We start from the raw sequence: 15,607 nt of genomic DNA on the forward strand, positions 1-15,607 counted from the left end.
CAGATCGCGACCCGACCTGAACCGCTCGTGGAGAAGCCGTCAGTCCGCGGCCACACGCGGCGAGACACTCGCGCGCATGGCGACTTCACGACAGCGGGCGGCGAGGGTCGCAGTCACCCTGCTTGCGGCGGGGGTGATGACGCTCGGGCTCACCTCCTGCGGGCAAAGCACCGAGAACGGGGCCGACACCGCCGATCCGTTCGTGGACTACGAACGATCAGATTCGGTGGAGTGGACGACGCAGATACCAGCGACGACACAACCCCCTGTCGTGTCGAGTCCGCCGATCACCGGAACAACACGACCACCCACCGCACCCACTGCGGCACCGGCGGGCACCATCTGCGGGTATGTGCCCGCAGAGACCGGGGAGCAACCCGTCATCGTGCTCAACGGACCGCTCGACTGCGCCACAGCAATGACAGTGAGCCAGAAGTACTTCGCCTCGATCGGCCAGGCCCAGGGCCAGGCCCTGTTTCTCGCCGTCGACGGCTGGGAGTGTCAGTGGCCGTACGTTGCCGGGCGTTCGCACGCAGACTCCTACAGCACCTGCACAGCGCCCGGCGGCGGTGCCGCGGTGAAGATCGGCGAATAACGTCCTGGGCCTCCCGTATCGCAGCGCGGCGACGACTCAACAGGCATATTGCACCTTGTCCGGGTGGAGCCGTAGACTGTTGGACATCACGGCCAGCCTTCCGTCTCGCTTCGCGAGGGGGGAGGCTGGTTCTCTATATGCATGGCAGTCACGCCCTCCACGCCCTACGCGAAGCCGTTCAAGTCCGTCGACGAGCAACTCGACCTGCTCGCTAGCCGCGGACTGACACTCGGAGATCGGACAGAAGCTCGCGAACACCTACGCCGGGTCGGCTACTACCGGCTCAGTGGCTACTGGTATCCGTTACGCGAGAGCGTGAAGACTCCGGGCCAGGCTCCGGTCGTGACCGATCAGTTTGTCGCCGGAGCAACGCTGGCCAATGTCATCGAGATTTACCAGTTCGACCGGAAGCTCCGCTTGCTCACCCTCGATGCCATCGAGACGATCGAGGTCAGCATTCGCTTTCATGTCGGCCACACGCTCGGTCGGCACGGCGCATTTGCTCACGCCGATCCGTCTGTCCTCGATACCGAGTTCGCCGGCGGCGCCGTGGTTCCGCCACCTGGTGTGGGCACCTGGCTCGACAGTGAGCATCGCAAATGGCTGGAGAACCGGACCCGCGAAACCTCCCGTTCCAAGGCCGACTTCGTGACCCACTTCAAGAAGAAGTACGGCCTGCCGCTACCGGTGTGGGTGATTACCGAGTTACTCGACTTCGGGGGTCTGTCGATGCTCTACGGCGGGATGCTGCAGAAGGACAGAGACGCGATCGCCGCCGAGCTGGGTCTGTTCGACAGCGCCGGAGCGGGTAACAGTGGCGCACTGAAGGACTGGCTGAGAAACCTCAACTACGTCCGCAACGTGTGTGCCCACCATGCCCGGTTCTGGAATGCCAACGTCACGCAGCAGGTGAGCCCGAGGCTGCTGCCGTCGGTTCCTGAACTCGCCCACATCACTGCTGGTCGATCGGTGTCGCGGCCTTATGCATCGCTGGCGGTGATCGCGGTCCTGGTCCGGCGGATCAACCCGAACGACGATTGGCCGCAACGACTTCGGCATCTGGTGCTCAGCGAACTGCCACCAGGGCGGCGGGCGGACGAACTGGGTTTCCCCGCGCACTGGGACACCGAGACCATCTGGTCGATGCCTGCCCAGACCGGGCCCGCCCAGACCGCGGTGGCGCTACCGGCGCGGAGACGTTGGCTGCCGCGCCGGGTGCGGCGCCGCCGCAACTGAGGCCACCTGTGACCATTCAGCGCGCAGGTGGGCGGTGTGGCGCAGCCGCCAGACGTGTACGCGGGTCCAATGCGTCCCGCCGGCCGGTGTGGGGACCCCGGCCTGGTTGAGTCGGTCGGCGATAACGCGGTCACTGTCCCCGGCGGTGTGCCAGTCGGCGATGGTGCGGGCGATCGCGGCCGAGCACAGCGGTGGCCGCCCGACCGGGCGGCGGGTGATGGTTCTGGTCATGACCGCGACTCCCTGTCGCCTCGGCCGAGGACGACTCGAACGGTGTGGAGCAGATCGGCCAGCACGAGTCGGGCGTGCTCGCGCTGGACAGGGTCAGGGCTCCACAGTGCGGTGCAGGTGGTCGACAGCAGTACCGCACCAGCGATCCCGATGGCGGCGGCGAGCAGGGCGGGGGGCAGGGTCGAAAAGTTCAGGGATGACACGAGGTCTGTCTCCTTGGGTAAGGGGACAGCGCAACGCTGTTGACGAGAAACCGGGGTTAGGCGGCCGTGTGCGCGATGCGAGGTCCCGCAAGGTGAGGGATGTGGAGAACCTTGCGGGAGGTGGGTCCGCGGACCACTCGTGGCTGGGTGGGTACCTGATGGCCTGGTGGTCGTTGGCGTGCTGACCGTTGCTGCAGCAGAGCCTTGATCGCCAGCGCGATTTCGACAGTTAGGAGTTGGGCGTAGTGCAGGATCGTCGCCTGGACGGCGGCGATCCCAGCGGACACAGCGTCCGGGACGACGTGCAGATTGAAGAAGGCCAGCAGGTCGAAGGAGAGGAATGCGCTCAGCGCGTCGCCGGCGGCGCGGCGTTGGTCGATGACCGAGGTCCAGAAGCGCTTTCGAGGATCAGTCGATGTCTGCGGGTTCCGTACAGGGCCAAACCCGCGGCCCATCGACGCAGCGATCATCTGGTGCGGTGTGGGAATCGACGGCGCCACCGATCTCATGACGGGCGAGAGGTCCGGGAAATCGACCAGTGACACGGTTGGAGCAGTACGAATGAGAGACGCGAACGGCCGCGGTCTGGCGATGCCGAAGTCGGGTAGTCGCGGCATCATCCGGCGGACGACCTCAGCGTTCCGCGCAACGACCCCCGTCATGGGGGTGCTGATGCGGACCGTGGACGTCATGCCTCACAGTCTAATGCGGTCGCTCAGGTGTTCGGTATTTCTTTCCGTCGCGGTGCGCGGCGGCATTCCTTCGCTCGGTGGGAACGTTTAGAACAGCTTGTACGTCGATCGGTTCACTGTGAAGCCGTGGCCGGTGTCGAAGTTGCGGCAGGTGGTGCCGGCGTCTCTGTCGACGGTGCAGGTGTAGCCGGAGACGAAGATCGGCTGGTTGTAGGGGAGAACGCGAGACTTTACGTCGCTGATGAACTGGTACTGCGGGTCACCGCGTTGCCGAAGCTGCCCGTGCTCGCCGTTGAGAGAGTCGATGGTGTTGGCTGTCTGAAAGTCTGGATGTTGGTTGATGGTCGGGGCCGCAGAGGGGAGCTGGCCGTGGCATCCGGCCGAGGCCGCACCAGGCGTGCCGATGATCGCGCAGGCGAAGTAGCCAGTAGGGCTCTGGAAGTAATAGCCACTCTGTCCGTCGACTTGGTCACTGGTCCGGTAGTAGTCGTTGTTGTCGACCCAGTTGGCCGCCACCGGCACCGAATCGTCCTGCGACAGGACCTGATCACCGCCGCGGTCACAGCGGTACATGTAGCCGGACATGGCCAGGTGTCCGTAACCACCGTCGCGTCCGCAGGACCAGCCTTCGATGTCCGGCGGCGCGGCTTCTCCCACTCCCGGGATCGCGCTGATGATGCGGACCGCTTGTGCGCAGTCGGCGTGGCCGCGGTTGATCACGATGCGCCGAGCCTGGGTCGATTCGCACACGGTCCCGGGACCTCGAACAGTGGCGTCGACAGCCTGCGAGGACGCCACCGACCCGTCGGTCACCGATGTCGGCGAGGACGCCTCAGGCGACGAAGTCGATTGCGTTGCTGTGGATTGGGTGGAGGTCGCCACCTCCGCTGATTGGTCGCCGTCGCCGTCGCCGCATCCCGCGAGCGTGACGGCCAAGGCCGCGCTGACACCCAAGGCGGCGAAGAAGCTCCGCCCGGCTCTGATTCGTCTCAGGCCCATAGACAGTGATCCCCCTTATCAACCGTGCCGTTACGCTAGCAAATTCGCACGTTCTCGACGCTCCACGATCGGTCAGTCGGCGGGCGCCGCCTGCCGTGCACAATTTCTTGGGGTTGAGCGAGGGTTAGTCGCCCACACCAGAGTCGTGGCCCCTATCCCTGGCTGGGGGTAGGTCGGGAGCGTGGGGCACGGGCGAGTGGGGTGCTGCTGTGGGGGTTGCTTCGGGGTCTGGCGGGTTGAGGGCAACCCGGATGGCGTCTTCGGCGTCGCGTCGGGCGGCGGGTAGCGCCTGGCGGCGGTCGCGTTCGGCTCGGCCGTGTTCGATCGCTACCGCGGTGGTGTCGCGGTCGTCGAGGGCTTTCTGTCGGAGTTCGCGGGCGCGGTTGTCGGCGTGTTCGGCGGCCGCGAGTTCGCTTGCGAGTGTGCCGGTGTCGGCGGCGCGGGCGGTCAGGTCGTCCCATTGGTATTCGGGGGCGCCGACGTCCCGACGGGTCTGTTCGTGGGCGGCGGCGAAGTACTGGTGCTGACGCTCGGCTGCGGCGACCGCCTCGGCGAGGTGCTGGTGGTGTTGGTCGTGCTCGGCGCGTGCTTTGCGGCCGCGGCCGGCAGGCGGCAGTCCCGCCAGGGCGGCGCGTGCCTCTGTGACGCGGGCGGCGGCGTCAGCGAGAGCGCGTCCGGCGGTGCGGGCTGTGGCGATGCGGTCGACGGTGTCGGCGAGTTCGGCGTGGTCGGCACGCACCCGAGGGGTCTGTTCGGGCGCTGGTCTGCTGGTTTTCAGGTCGTCGACGGCGAGGGTGTGGCGGCGGGTGAGGGTGCGTAGGTGCGCGGTGAGCTGGTCGTCGCTCATTGCGCGGAGCGGGTCCTGGTGGAGCCAGTCACGCAGCTCGGTGTCGGCCGCCGGTTCGGCGACCGCGGTGGCGGTGGCTTCGGCGGCGGGCTGGGTCGCCGACGGCGTAACAGCGTCGGTAGTGGTGACGGGCGCGGTGGCCGTGGTGGGCATGAGGTAGGTGTCGCGGTGGTGGTGAGCGGTGTGGGTGAGGGCGTGGACGTGGTTGAGACGGTTGTCGATTCGGTAGATGCGGGTGGTGAGGTCGGCGCGGCGGGCGCGCAGGTCGGCGAGGTTGAGTTCGTCGAGTTCGCTGGCTTGCAGGCGCATGAGTTCGACGTCGGTGTCGGTGACGCGGACGCCGCCGGATTCGGCGATCGCGGACTCGAGGCGGGCGTTCGCGTCGTTGTAGACGGCGGCGAGGGCGTCGCGGTCGGCGGTCGCGGCGGTGACGCGCCAGTCCAGGGCGGTGGCGTCGGCCTCGGCGCGTAGCGCGGCGAGGTCGGGTGCTTCGTCGTCGCTGAGGGGGTCGAGGTCGGTGGTGTCGGCGGCGCGGAGCTGGGCGGCGGTGCGGCGCAGGGCGGTTGCCTGGTTGGTGAGGTCTTCGATGAGTTGTTCGGCCATCATCAGGTCGTGGTGGTGCCCTGCGGTGTCGGCGGCCGCGGCGAACTGGTGGTCGGCAGCGGCGCGCAACGCCAGGACATGCGGGGCCATGGCCTGCTGGTGGGCGCTGGTGCCGGCGTTGATCGCCTCGCGCAGCTGTGCCATGTCGGTGCCGAGTTCGGCGAGTTGGGCGGTGAGTTCGTAGCGCAGCGCGATGCATTCGGCGAGGTCGGTCGGCGCGGCGAAGCGATCGGGTGCAGCAGCAACAACGTCGGTGGCGAACTCGTCGAAGTCCAGGTCCTCGTAGCGGTCGAGGTCGTCCGGATCGAGGACGTCGACGCCAGTTTCCGGCGGCGGTTCGGTGGCGGTGAGCGCGGCGAGGTAGTCCTCGTGAACGCCGACGTTCTCGTCGAGGTCGTTGCCGGGTTGGCCGGTGAGGGTGTCGGCCCAGGGGTCGGCCAGTCCGGCGGCTTCGGCGGCTGCTTCGGCGGCGGCTTCGTCTTCCGGGGTGGGCGGTGCCGGCGGTAGTGGGGTGGTGTCGGTGGCGTGGCTGCTGTGGGTGACGAGCAGTTCGACTCGCCAGGTGAGCAGGCGGGCGTATTCGTTGAGGTGGACGGTGTGGTCGTCGTCGGTGCCGCTGTGGAGCAGGGTGTCGGCGAGGTCGAGCAGCTCGTGGGGGTTCCACTGGGTGGGGTCGGCGGCGCTGACCGCGGCCACGAGTGCGGGCCAGGCGCGGTCGGTGAGGATCGCTTCGGCGGCCCGGTCCCCGACGATCCCGACGAGAGCGTCGGCCCAGTCGGGGCGCAGGCCGGTGTTGGTGGCTTCGGCCGCGGCGGGAGCCAACTCACGGGACAGGCGCCACCACAGTGCGGCGGCGGGCATTTCGGTGGGCAGCGGGTTGTCGGCGAGGGCGTCGCGGGCCAGAGCATCGACGTCGAGGCCGGCGCGGGCGGCCAGCGACAGGTGGTCGGCGAGTTCGGGCCAGTACGGGTCGGCGAGCAGGTGGGGGTCGAGGTCGCGGGCGAGGTCGGCGTAGCGGGCGGCCTCGGCGGTGGTGGTGACCAGGGCGTCGGCGCGCTCGGTCAGCGCGGCGTGACGCCGCGCCAAGGCGATGGAATTTGGTCGTGGTCCTGCGGGACGCCGGTCGGTGTCGTCGACGCCGCGGGCGGCGCGGAACACGGCGAGTTCGGCGACGAGCTCGCCGCCGCGGTCGGGGTCAGCGAGGAGCAGTGGACGCGCCCACACGGGGGCGGTGGTGGCGTCCCAGGCGTAGGCGCGTTCGGTGACGGCGGCGGCGAGGTCGGTGACGAGGGCGCCGCGGCGGGTGAGGTAGGGCGCCCATTGGGGGTCGTCGAACCCGTCGGGGACCTGCGGCAGCCAGGGCAGGGGTCCGCCGCCTGCGGAGTGTTGCTGGGTGGGGTCCAGGCGCCAGTCGAGCACGGCGGCCGGGTCGGCGGCGGTGGCCAGTTCGCGGTGGATGATCGCTGCTTGCAGCCGCGTGATCGGATCGTCACCGGCCAGCGTCAGCGTGGCGAGGTGGGTGCGCAGGGTGGGCCAGGCTGCGCACGCGGTGAGCGTGCCCGCGGGGGTGCCGGTGTGGGTGCTGTAGAGGGTGTCGGCATCGTGTTCGAGGTTGCGCAGTGCCTTGGCGCCGAGGGTGTGTTCGGCGGCCGAACCGAGGGCGTGGTCGTAGGCGGCCGCGGCCCGGGACAGACGTAGGAACGGGTCGACGGCGTCGCGTTGGGCAGTGGTCGCCGACTGTTGGGTGCCGTCGCGGCCGAGGATCGCGGCCAGGGTTTCCAGCCCGGTTTGGGGGTGGCGGGCCTTGGGGGTGGTGGCGTTGTGCGGGTCGGTTTCGGTGGTGGGCAGATAGATGTGGTTGCCGTGGCGGCCGCGGGTCATCGCGACGTAGAGCAGCTGGCGGTCCAGGGCGTCGGAGCCGATGACGTGGCAGGTGTCGGCGGTCATGCCCTGGGCGGCGTGGATGGTGGAGGCGTAGCCGAGGGTGGTGTTCTCGGCGACGTAGTCAGCGGGTAGCTGCACGTGCCGGTTGAGGTCGAGGTGCTGGGCGGTCAGGGTGCCGTCAGCGCCGATGTGGGTGACCCGCCACCGGTCGCCGTTGCGGACCCAGTCGGTGGCCGACAGGCGCAGATCCCGGCGGTTGCTGCGGGTACTGATGATGTCGCCGACGCTGGCGGCCAACCCATCAGACAGGCGAAGCTCGGGGCCGCGGCGGCGGGGGTCAATGCCGGCGAGACGGTCGGCGCGGGCCCGTTCGTTCAGGGCGTTGACGGTGTCGCGGGTGGCGGCGAGCATGACGGAGTCACGTCCGGCGGCGCGATCGCCCAACCAAGCCAGGTAAGCGTCATCGGCGGCCACGGCGTCAGACTCGACGTGGATGCGCCCGTGGTCGGCGTAGAAACCGAGGGCGGCAGGGTCGCCGTCGCGCAGCGCCAGCGACGCCGCACCCTCGGCGGCGTCGGAGAAACGGACCACCTGGCTCAGGGTGAGCGCACCGGTTTCGTGGGCGACGTCGCGCAGCACACCGCCGGCCGAGATGGAGGCGAGCTGCTGGTCGTCGCCGACCAGCCGCACACTGCCACCGCGGGCGGCCACGCACCGGATCACCTCATCGAGGTCGGCGGTCGAGGCCATTCCGGCCTCGTCGACGACGACGAGGGTGTCGGGTCCGATACTGGTGAACCAGTCCGGCTCCTTGGGTGCGTGATAGCCGGGGTCGGACAGTTTCTGTTGTGCCGCTGCTACCTTCGCCGCGAGTTCAGGGTTGCCCTCTGTGCGTGAGTGCGGCGTCGCGGCCAGGGCGCGGTCACGGCTGGCGTGGGCGAGTTGGACGAGCTTGGCGGCGGTGTCGGTGGTGGTGTCGAGTTCCTCACGCAACACCGCCGCGGCGGCGGCGGTGGGGGCCAGTCCGATGAGGGTTCCGCCACTGTCAGTCCACGCCCGGGCGAGGGTGCGCAGGGCGGTGGTTTTACCGGTACCGGCGGGCGCCAGCACCAGTTGCACGCGACGCCCGGAGGTGGCCAGCTCGCGGACCATGGCGGCCTGGCCGGCGTTGAGTTCGCGGCCGTTGGCGGCTTGCTCGAGCAACGCGATGTCGACGGTCGTGTCGTCGAGGCGGCGGCCGTCGGAGCGCTTGGCGGCGGCCACGATCCGGTGTTCGGCGGCGAGGATGTCGGTGCTGGTGTGCAGTGCGACGTCGTGGCGCACAAACACCGATTCGCCGTTCGCGCGACGCAACACCTCGGGTTCGTTGAGGTCGCCGTCGAGGGCGTCAGAGGACACTGCGACGCTGGTCTCGGCGGCCAGTGCGGTGTCGACGATGCGCTCGATGGCGGCGGCGAGTTCGTCGGTGTCGGTGATGCCGGCGAAGTCGCGGGCACGCAGTTGGCGTTCGGCTTCGGCGCGCAGATGCGGACGCTGCCAGCGGGCGCGGGTGGCCGAGATGGTCTCGATGCACGCACCCGCGAGGTCGGTGCACAACTCGTCGGTGAACTCCGGATGCTCACGGGTGCGGGGGCGTGGATGGGTGGCCTCGTGCACGAGGTCGCTGATCGCGCGATCGCCGCCCAGGATGCGGCGCGCTTGGGCGCGCCACGCCTGGCGTTGCTCGGCATAGGAGCGGGGTTCGTGTTTGGCTTCGCGGGTTTCCAGGGTGGCCTGTTGGGCCAGATCGAATGCCTCACCGGTGGTGGGTTCGCGGCCGTGATCGGTGTGAAACTGCTGCGACAACTCACCGAGACGGTGCTCGATCATCGCGCGCCGCGACGACCACTGCGCCATCAGTTCGGTGTCGACTCCGTCGATTTCGCGGACCGGTCGTTTCCGTGCATCGGTCTGTTGTCGTTCGCTGAACGACACCCCGAGATCGCGCTGGAGGTAGAGCTCGATGCGCGAGTTGTACACCTCCGACGCGGACACGGTGGCCTTGAACAACGGGGTGCCGTCCAGGGCCATCCACCGGGTGATCCCGGCGGCGTCGCGCACCCGCACCTTGTTGGAGATGGCGACGTGGGTGTGTAGGTCCGGGTCCCCGGCGCGGGAGTCGCGGTGGGTGAACGCCGCGGCGATCAGACCGTCGGTGTCGACCTGGGCGATGCCGTCGGTTCCCAACCGCGACAGGCACGCTTCGCGCTCGATGAACGCCAGTGCATCGGCGACCGCCTGACGGTGGGCGGCCTCGATCTTCTCGGCCATCGGCAGCGGCGCGACAGCCCACAACGCCGACACCGATTTCACCGGACTGAACGTCATGTCGTAACCGGCCACCGCCGACTGACGGCGGCGGCTTTCCTGCGCGATGAACCCCGACAGTTCGCGCGAATCCCGCGGCGGGCGACGGTAGGTTTGCGTGAATCGCTCGCGGCCCAACTCGGTGCGCAACGCCGCCCGGGTGTCGTCGTCGATGACCGCATCCCACCGCTCGCCGCGGGCGAGATTGTGGTCGCGGAACACCACCGCGAGTTCCTGTAGGAACTCCGGGAATTCGTTGTAGGCGGCGTAGGCGTTGCCCAGTTTCGTCGCCGCCAACGCCTCGGCCGTTCGGCAGTCCGAGGACGCCACAGCGTGCTGTTCGATCGCGGTGGCGTTGGGGTGGCGACCCTCGCCGAACAAGGCTTTCATCTGCACCGCCGACACCATCGACCCGGCCTCGACGGTGCGCTTGTCGACCAGCTGCTCCGACACTTCCAGCCCGGCCCCGACATCGCTCAATCCGGCCAGCCCAGACCCGATCCACTGGCCCGGGGAATCGCCTTTGGCGCTGTAGTAGTCGGCCAGCGACACCCGGCCCTTGTCGGTGGCATCCATCGCCGCAACGGACTTCGTCAGGTACTCATAGCCGTCGCCGGCGGTGAGCTTGTGGATGGTGGCGGTCACGGCCGAATCACCGTCGGAACGGGCGCAACTCGTTGGTCCGGATCACCGCATGGACGCTCGCGCGGTGCGCCCGGACCAGCTCGGCAATGACTCCGCTGGCGACCTCGTCGCCGCCCTCGATCCGCTCGGCCAGCGTCCCGAGAAGTTCCGCGGTGGCGGTGGGGGAGGCCAGCACCTGGGCCACCGCATCCTGAGCGGTGACCCCGGCCGCGGCGGGCCGGTCGTGGCGGCGGACCCACGCTGCGCGGCGGCACTCATCCGAGCACCAGCGACGCGGCCGACCGCGTCGCGGTGCGCCGTCTCCGGGCAGCACGCCACCGCAGTGATCGCACGCCCCGGCACCGGCCATGGCTGCATTCTGGCACATGAATTTCGTCGGACGAATCCGGAATGCAAGAGGTGTGTGCGAGTTATCTGATTTTGCAGATCGGGGGAGGTGGTGTGGAAAGTGGTGGCGCAGGGGTGTTGGTGCAGGTGAGAAGGCTGAGGGGTGGGACTGGGAACGCGGAAACGGTGGCGAGGTTGAGGGGGAGTGAGGGTGAAACGTGCACCGAGAACGGGCGTGTGGCGGTGGCGAGGGGGCGTTGGCCGGCGTTATCGTGGCTGGTATGCCGTCGAACAATTCAAAACTCACTGCCAGTCAGGCGCGCGCTGCTGCGCGCAAACGAACCCTCGGGGCGTTGGAGACGCGTCGAGCCGAGGAACGCGCGAAACTCGAACGCAGACTCGAAGCTGAGTTGCGGGTGATGGAAGCCAACGAGGCCAACATCGCCGAGTTCCTGCAAGCCGACTCCGAACTCGCCGCTGCCGAAGCGGAACTGCGAGTGATTACCGAACGGTCAGCGAAGGCGAAAGCCACCGCGCTCGCCGCGATCGCCGAGCGGGTAGGAAGTGTTAGTGGCGCCGCCGATCTCGTGGAGATCAGTGCCGCGAAAGCCAAGACGCTGCTGCGCGAGGCGGGCCTGTCCGTCGCGACGAAGAAGGCCACCCCCAGCGCGGAGCCAACACCGAATCCTGTCGCGCCGGACGCGGCCACCGATGAGACCCGCGCTGAGCCATCCGATCCGGCGGTGATGTCGGCCTAGGGCTCTACGGTTCGGCCATGAGTGTCGACCCTGACCACGATCAACTCGGCCTGTTCGCGGTGCCGGCCACCCACCTGGCGGTCGGCACCGCGACTCCGTCGCCGGGTGTGGTCACCGACCCGACGCTGATGCCCGATGCTCGCGCCGAAGAACACTTCTGGCAGCACGTCGTACTCACACCCCGTGGCTGCTGGTACTGGATCGGGGCGATCAGCTCGCCCGACGGGTACGGCCGATTCACCTTCCGGCGGAACAACCGCCAACGAGCGATCAGTGCGCACCGTTTCGCGCTGCTGCTGGTGCACCCCGACCTCGGCGCCGACGCCGCCGACATCGGCGAGCACTACTGCAACGAACCGCTGTGCGTGCGCGTCGATTCCGCACACGTGCGCATCGGCACCCAGACCAACAACCTCACCTACGCCGTCGGCCTCGGCCGCCACCGCGGATCACGACCAACCACCGCCATCGACCGCGCCGCGCGCTCGATCATGCTGCGCACCTACCTACGCGACGGCGGCGACCCCGACCACGCGCATCGGCTGTTCCAGCCCGTACCGTCCGCGGCCGCCGACCAGCTCGGCCTGTTCTGAAACAGACACCCGCCTTGTGTTAGTGCCCGGGCGCTCACGCGAGGGGCACAAACCGCATTGCGGCGTCGTCCCGCCCCAAGGCCCGAAAGAGGACTTCGATGCTCGAACTCGAACCCACAGGCTCGCAGATCGTGAGCGGGCGTTGGCAGTTCAACGCTGCGCGCGTCGGCGCGCTCGTGATCGCGGCTGCGGCGTACGCGGCCGCGTTCGGCGAAGGTATCTCCACAGCGATCGACCGCTACGGGCAAGGCGCGTCCACGCAGCCGTTCTCCTGGTCTGGGGAAGTGCTGGTGTGGTTACGGCTTGTCGTCGCAAGTGGTGCGCTCGTCGGCCTCAGTTGGCTGATCCTTCGCGAACTCACCACGAGGCCGTGGTGGTGGTCGTGGCCGCAGTGGACTCGCCGCCCTCCGCTGTCGCGCTCGACCTACGTGGCGTGCGTGAGCGTGTACGTACTGAGCGTGTATGCCACCCTGGGTCTTCGGTGGCTCGTCGACCTCGCGCTGCCAGCGCTCGCCGTCGACGACACGAGCACAACAGCGCAGCGTCCGTTGGCGGCCGCGGTCATCGCGGGACTGAGGGCCGGGTTCGGTGAGGAGGTGTTCGTTGTCGCGGTGCCGATCGCGGCGCTGGCGATGTGGCTGCCGTCGACTCGTGTGGGCTTGATCGCGGCGTTGTGCGTGCTCGTTCCGATGCGGCTGGCCTATCACGTGTACTACGGGGCCGGCCTCTGGGTGAGCATGGCCCTGTGGGCAGTGGTGTCGGCGTACATGGTCTGGCGATGGCGCGACTACCGGCTCGTGATCGGGTTCGCGTTGGCGCACGCGGCATACAACATCTGCGAGGGCTACGCGTTGGCCTTCTGGGGGTTAGTCAGTGTTGCTGCGGCGGGCGTGGTCGCGCTCGCGCTGACGCATCGGGTCCGCACCGGACGGTGGATCACCATGGCACCGCCGCTGCGGGCGCCCGCCCCTGTGCGCGTCTGAGGTTCGGCTATCGCGGGCACTGGCCCCAGACACCGGCTCGGGCTGCTTGCGCGTCGCGTTGGGCGGCGGCGAGGGCGTCGGCGTGGCGGCCGGGTTGGTGGTTGTAGACGTAGGTGCGTGCCCACCCTTCGGCGACGAGTGTGTGGTTGAGCATCGTGTCGCCGATCCAGACGTAGGCCAGGGCGCGGCCGTAGCGGTCGGTGTGGTCTTGGGTGGGGTCGTACTCGAGGTGCACGGTGGTGCCGGGGGCGGCGAGTGCGCGGGTGCGGTCGCTGGCTTGCGGGCCGCACGGCTGGACCGGGGTATTGGGCTTGCGGACCTCGGGGGTGTCGATGCCGAGTAGCCGCACGGTGAGCGCGGGATCGGTGTCGGTGGAGACGGTGATCGTGTCGCCGTCGATGACTCTGGTGACCACTGCGGGCGTGGTACCGCCTGATGGCCGCGACGGCGCAGCAACAGAGGTCGTCCGCGGCCACAGGTCGCCGGGTGCGGGCAGGGCGTCGACGACGCCGCTGAGGGCCACGAATGCTGCCACGACGAGTGCGGCGAGCAGCGCGAGGCGCAGCACGGTGCGGGAGGCGAGACGGGTGAGGGTGCGCATGGACAAGGGCTCCGAACGAGGCGGGTGCGGGCAGGGGTCAGTCGAACAGCGACATCTGCTGTTCGGCGGCGGCGGCGTCGGTGCGGTCGATGTAGGTCTGGGCCCAGTCCTTGACCACGGCGACGGGTTCATCGAGGGCGGTAGCGACTTGGTCCCAGGTGAGGTTGTCGACGTGGCGCAGGGTGTAGGCGTCGGCGTGGAGCTTGGCGAGGTCGGCGGCCGGGTATCGGATGTCGGTGGTGGGCATGGCGGTGTTCCTTTCGATGTCTTAGTTCGGGCGCAGGTTGGACAGTCGGGTGCGGTGTTCGCGTAGTGCGATGCCGTGGGCGCACATGTAGTCCCACAGTTCGGCTTCGGGGAGGTGGTCGGCGGCGTGGGTGATGCCGTCTCCGGCGGCGCGGTAGCGGCGGCGGTAGGCGTCGGCGACGACCATCGCCGCGTAGTGGCGTGCCTGGATGCCGTCGGCGCCGGCGGAGGTCGCCGCGACGAGCGCCCGGGTGAGGCGCTCGGCGCCGAGGGTGGCCGCGCGTCCTTGGCGACGTAGTTCGTGGGCGACGGTGGTGGCGTCGTGTGCGCGGCGGGTCCCGTCGGCGATGAGGTCGGCGATGATCGTGAACAGTTCGCCGTGGGCGGGCACGTAGAAGTCTTCGGCGCGGACCAGGCCGACGATGTCAGCGAGGTCGTCGTGGTGGGCGGGTGTGGCCCACAGCAGCGCCGAGAGCAACAGGACCTCGGCGTGGCCGGTGTCGCTGGCCCACCCGTGGCCATCAGCGAGCGCCGCGTCGTCGTGAGCGGCGGCGCTCACCGACGGGTCGGGTGGGGTCGCGGCGGGCATGGTTCAGATCACCTGGTGGCGTCGTGTGGTGTCGCCGCGGCCGTCGTAGTCATAGCCGAGGAAGTGGCCGCACTCACGGCGGGCGCGGTCGGCCAGTTCGAGGGCCTGATCGAGCAGGTGGGGAAGCACAGCAATGTCGGCGCGGCGAGTGGACACCTCTGCGAGCGGGAGGCGGGTGAGGTCACCGCCTTCGTAGACGGCGATGACGATCGGGTGAACGGGCGTCCATCGCGGGTTGCTCGGCGCGAAGACACCGGCGCCGTTGTCGGTGAGTGCCTGCCAATCGTTGTCGATCATCACCACGGCGTCGCGCGTGCGGGTGTAGGCGAGGTGCCCGCTGCGCTGCGCACCGAAGGTGGTGCGGGTGAACACCAGCCCGGTGGTGGCCGTGATGTCGGCGAGAGCGGCGTCGAGGGTGTCGCTCATCGGAGACGCCGTTCCGCGCGGGCTTCGAGGGCGGCGAGCATCGCTGTGTCGTCCTGGGCGGCGAGCGCGATCTCTTCGGCGGCTCCGATCTCGCACTCGGGTGCGTGCGGATCGCTGAAGTGTTCCCCGCACCTCTGGCAGCAGTCGGAATGGATGTTGGCCAGGGTGATCTGGATGATGTTGTCGTCGAAGTTGGCCACGTAGGCCAGGCCGTTGGGAACGGCGATCCTGACGACAAGGTCTCCCTCGACGTCGGCGAGCGTGGCCTGCACCTGGGGTGCGGCGGTGTCGGCGGGATCCGCTGCGGCTTGTGTTGCCCACAGTGAGGCGTTGTCGGCGGCGATCGTGAGGCCACCGAAAGTCCACTGGGTGTGGTCGTTGGTGGCGCTGGTGGTGGATGGACGGCTCATCCTGGTTCTCCTTGGTCGGTGTAGTTCGGGGTGGGTGTCGTCGACGGCAAGTGCGACACCCACGTTGCGGGGACTGGTCGGGTCAGGCGGCGGTGGCTGGCGGAGAGGCAATATTCGCCGGTGCGATATTGGTCATTGGCCTCACCATCATTACTCGATGATACATCGTATTTCATTGTTAGGCAACTGTTTTCACACATCGTGTGTCGATTTATGTTCAGTCGCAACGTCGTTCGCTCGACATCAGATCCACACTTCTTTGGCGTCCGGTCGGGTTTGGCCTTTCCTGATATTTGGCCGCTTGTGCGCGCTGGCCGGATGTGGCAGGAGCGGAGAGCGGCCCGGTGCCGCGATGGGAGCGCAGCGCGTGGCGGCGGGTCGGTCGGAGTCTCT

16 protein-coding genes are annotated in these 15,607 nt (G+C 68.7%); 5 read left to right on the plus strand and 11 right to left on the minus strand.

Annotated elements, in window-relative coordinates; all coding sequences use genetic code 11:
- Positions 1–76: 76 nt before the first annotated feature.
- Positions 77–595, plus strand: coding sequence for a hypothetical protein (locus CA982_RS26965; RefSeq protein WP_014928887.1), 519 nt, complete (start codon positions 77–79; stop codon positions 593–595).
- 141 nt (positions 596–736) lie between these two features.
- On the plus strand, positions 737–1,831 hold the full coding sequence (locus CA982_RS20915) for an Abi family protein (RefSeq protein ID WP_014928889.1): 1,095 nt from the start codon (positions 737–739) through the stop codon (positions 1,829–1,831).
- Here CA982_RS20915 and CA982_RS27220 read toward each other — a convergent pair.
- The 6 genes from CA982_RS27220 to CA982_RS20945 all read right to left on the minus strand — a co-directional run bounded on the left by CA982_RS27220 (position 1,778) and on the right by CA982_RS20945 (position 10,630).
- Positions 1,778–2,062, minus strand: a complete 285-nt coding sequence (locus CA982_RS27220) for a recombinase family protein (RefSeq protein WP_044508711.1) — start codon at positions 2,060–2,062, stop codon at positions 1,778–1,780. The genes CA982_RS20915 and CA982_RS27220 overlap by 54 nt on opposite strands.
- A complete protein-coding gene (locus CA982_RS20925; RefSeq protein ID WP_044508713.1) occupies positions 2,059–2,265 on the minus strand; it encodes a hypothetical protein in 207 nt (68 codons plus the stop codon). Before CA982_RS20925 ends, CA982_RS27220 begins: the two co-directional genes overlap by 4 nt.
- A 56-nt stretch (positions 2,266–2,321) precedes the next feature.
- Positions 2,322–2,957: a hypothetical protein gene (locus CA982_RS20930; RefSeq protein ID WP_044508715.1), complete on the minus strand. Its 636-nt coding sequence runs from the start codon at positions 2,955–2,957 to the stop codon at positions 2,322–2,324.
- Positions 2,958–3,044: 87 nt separating this feature from the next.
- Complete coding sequence (locus CA982_RS20935; RefSeq protein WP_144066080.1) at positions 3,045–3,707, minus strand: hypothetical protein; 663 nt, start codon at positions 3,705–3,707, stop codon at positions 3,045–3,047.
- Between the two features lie 373 nt (positions 3,708–4,080).
- The gene (mobF, locus tag CA982_RS20940; protein ID WP_144066081.1) at positions 4,081–10,281 is read right to left on the minus strand and encodes a MobF family relaxase; all 6,201 of its coding nucleotides are present in this window, start codon (positions 10,279–10,281) and stop codon (positions 4,081–4,083) included.
- A gap of 7 nt (positions 10,282–10,288) precedes the next feature.
- Positions 10,289–10,630: a hypothetical protein gene (locus CA982_RS20945; RefSeq protein WP_044508718.1), complete on the minus strand. Its 342-nt coding sequence runs from the start codon at positions 10,628–10,630 to the stop codon at positions 10,289–10,291.
- 259 nt (positions 10,631–10,889) lie between these two features.
- On the opposite strand from CA982_RS20945, the gene CA982_RS20950 reads away from it, so the two are divergent.
- The 3 genes from CA982_RS20950 to CA982_RS20960 all read left to right on the plus strand — a co-directional run bounded on the left by CA982_RS20950 (position 10,890) and on the right by CA982_RS20960 (position 12,942).
- Positions 10,890–11,366, plus strand: a complete 477-nt coding sequence (locus tag CA982_RS20950; protein ID WP_144066082.1) for a hypothetical protein — start codon at positions 10,890–10,892, stop codon at positions 11,364–11,366.
- Positions 11,367–11,383: 17 nt separating this feature from the next.
- On the plus strand, positions 11,384–11,959 hold the full coding sequence (locus CA982_RS20955; protein WP_014928894.1) for a hypothetical protein: 576 nt from the start codon (positions 11,384–11,386) through the stop codon (positions 11,957–11,959).
- A 98-nt stretch (positions 11,960–12,057) separates the two neighbouring features.
- Positions 12,058–12,942 (plus strand): hypothetical protein, encoded by an 885-nt coding sequence (locus CA982_RS20960; protein WP_014928895.1) that lies wholly within the window; start codon positions 12,058–12,060, stop codon positions 12,940–12,942.
- A 7-nt stretch (positions 12,943–12,949) separates the two neighbouring features.
- On the opposite strand, the gene CA982_RS20965 is transcribed toward CA982_RS20960, so the two are convergent.
- The 5 genes from CA982_RS20965 to CA982_RS20985 are packed head-to-tail and all read right to left on the minus strand — an operon-like array spanning position 12,950 to position 15,214.
- A complete protein-coding gene (locus tag CA982_RS20965; protein ID WP_144066083.1) occupies positions 12,950–13,543 on the minus strand; it encodes a thermonuclease family protein in 594 nt (197 codons plus the stop codon).
- 37 nt (positions 13,544–13,580) lie between these two features.
- Entirely contained in the window at positions 13,581–13,790 is a 210-nt protein-coding gene (locus tag CA982_RS20970) for a hypothetical protein (RefSeq protein WP_014928897.1), read from the minus strand.
- A gap of 21 nt (positions 13,791–13,811) precedes the next feature.
- Positions 13,812–14,378 (minus strand): DnaB-like helicase N-terminal domain-containing protein, encoded by a 567-nt coding sequence (locus CA982_RS20975; protein WP_014928898.1) that lies wholly within the window; start codon positions 14,376–14,378, stop codon positions 13,812–13,814.
- 3 nt (positions 14,379–14,381) lie between these two features.
- On the minus strand, positions 14,382–14,804 hold the full coding sequence (locus CA982_RS20980; RefSeq protein ID WP_014928899.1) for a hypothetical protein: 423 nt from the start codon (positions 14,802–14,804) through the stop codon (positions 14,382–14,384).
- A complete protein-coding gene (locus CA982_RS20985; RefSeq protein WP_014928900.1) occupies positions 14,801–15,214 on the minus strand; it encodes a hypothetical protein in 414 nt (137 codons plus the stop codon). The genes CA982_RS20980 and CA982_RS20985 overlap by 4 nt, the downstream gene beginning before the upstream one ends.
- Positions 15,215–15,607: the final 393 nt, after the last annotated feature.

This window comes from Gordonia lacunae, from assembly GCF_002149015.1.
GTDB lineage: Bacteria > Actinomycetota > Actinomycetes > Mycobacteriales > Mycobacteriaceae > Gordonia > Gordonia lacunae.

Coding starts and splice junctions, on each gene's coding strand:
- CA982_RS26965 (WP_014928887.1), top strand. CDS start 77: ATGGCGACTTCACGACAGCGGGCGGCGAGGGTCGCAGTCACCCTGCTT.
- CA982_RS20915 (WP_014928889.1), top strand. CDS start 737: ATGGCAGTCACGCCCTCCACGCCCTACGCGAAGCCGTTCAAGTCCGTC.
- CA982_RS27220 (WP_044508711.1), bottom strand. CDS start 2,062: ATGACCAGAACCATCACCCGCCGCCCGGTCGGGCGGCCACCGCTGTGC.
- CA982_RS20930 (WP_044508715.1), bottom strand. CDS start 2,957: ATGACGTCCACGGTCCGCATCAGCACCCCCATGACGGGGGTCGTTGCG.
- CA982_RS20945 (WP_044508718.1), bottom strand. CDS start 10,630: ATGGCCGGTGCCGGGGCGTGCGATCACTGCGGTGGCGTGCTGCCCGGA.
- CA982_RS20950 (WP_144066082.1), top strand. CDS start 10,890: ATGCCGTCGAACAATTCAAAACTCACTGCCAGTCAGGCGCGCGCTGCT.
- CA982_RS20955 (WP_014928894.1), top strand. CDS start 11,384: ATGAGTGTCGACCCTGACCACGATCAACTCGGCCTGTTCGCGGTGCCG.
- CA982_RS20960 (WP_014928895.1), top strand. CDS start 12,058: ATGCTCGAACTCGAACCCACAGGCTCGCAGATCGTGAGCGGGCGTTGG.
- CA982_RS20965 (WP_144066083.1), bottom strand. CDS start 13,543: ATGCGCACCCTCACCCGTCTCGCCTCCCGCACCGTGCTGCGCCTCGCG.
- CA982_RS20970 (WP_014928897.1), bottom strand. CDS start 13,790: ATGCCCACCACCGACATCCGATACCCGGCCGCCGACCTCGCCAAGCTC.
- CA982_RS20975 (WP_014928898.1), bottom strand. CDS start 14,378: ATGCCCGCCGCGACCCCACCCGACCCGTCGGTGAGCGCCGCCGCTCAC.
- CA982_RS20980 (WP_014928899.1), bottom strand. CDS start 14,804: ATGAGCGACACCCTCGACGCCGCTCTCGCCGACATCACGGCCACCACC.
- CA982_RS20985 (WP_014928900.1), bottom strand. CDS start 15,214: ATGAGCCGTCCATCCACCACCAGCGCCACCAACGACCACACCCAGTGG.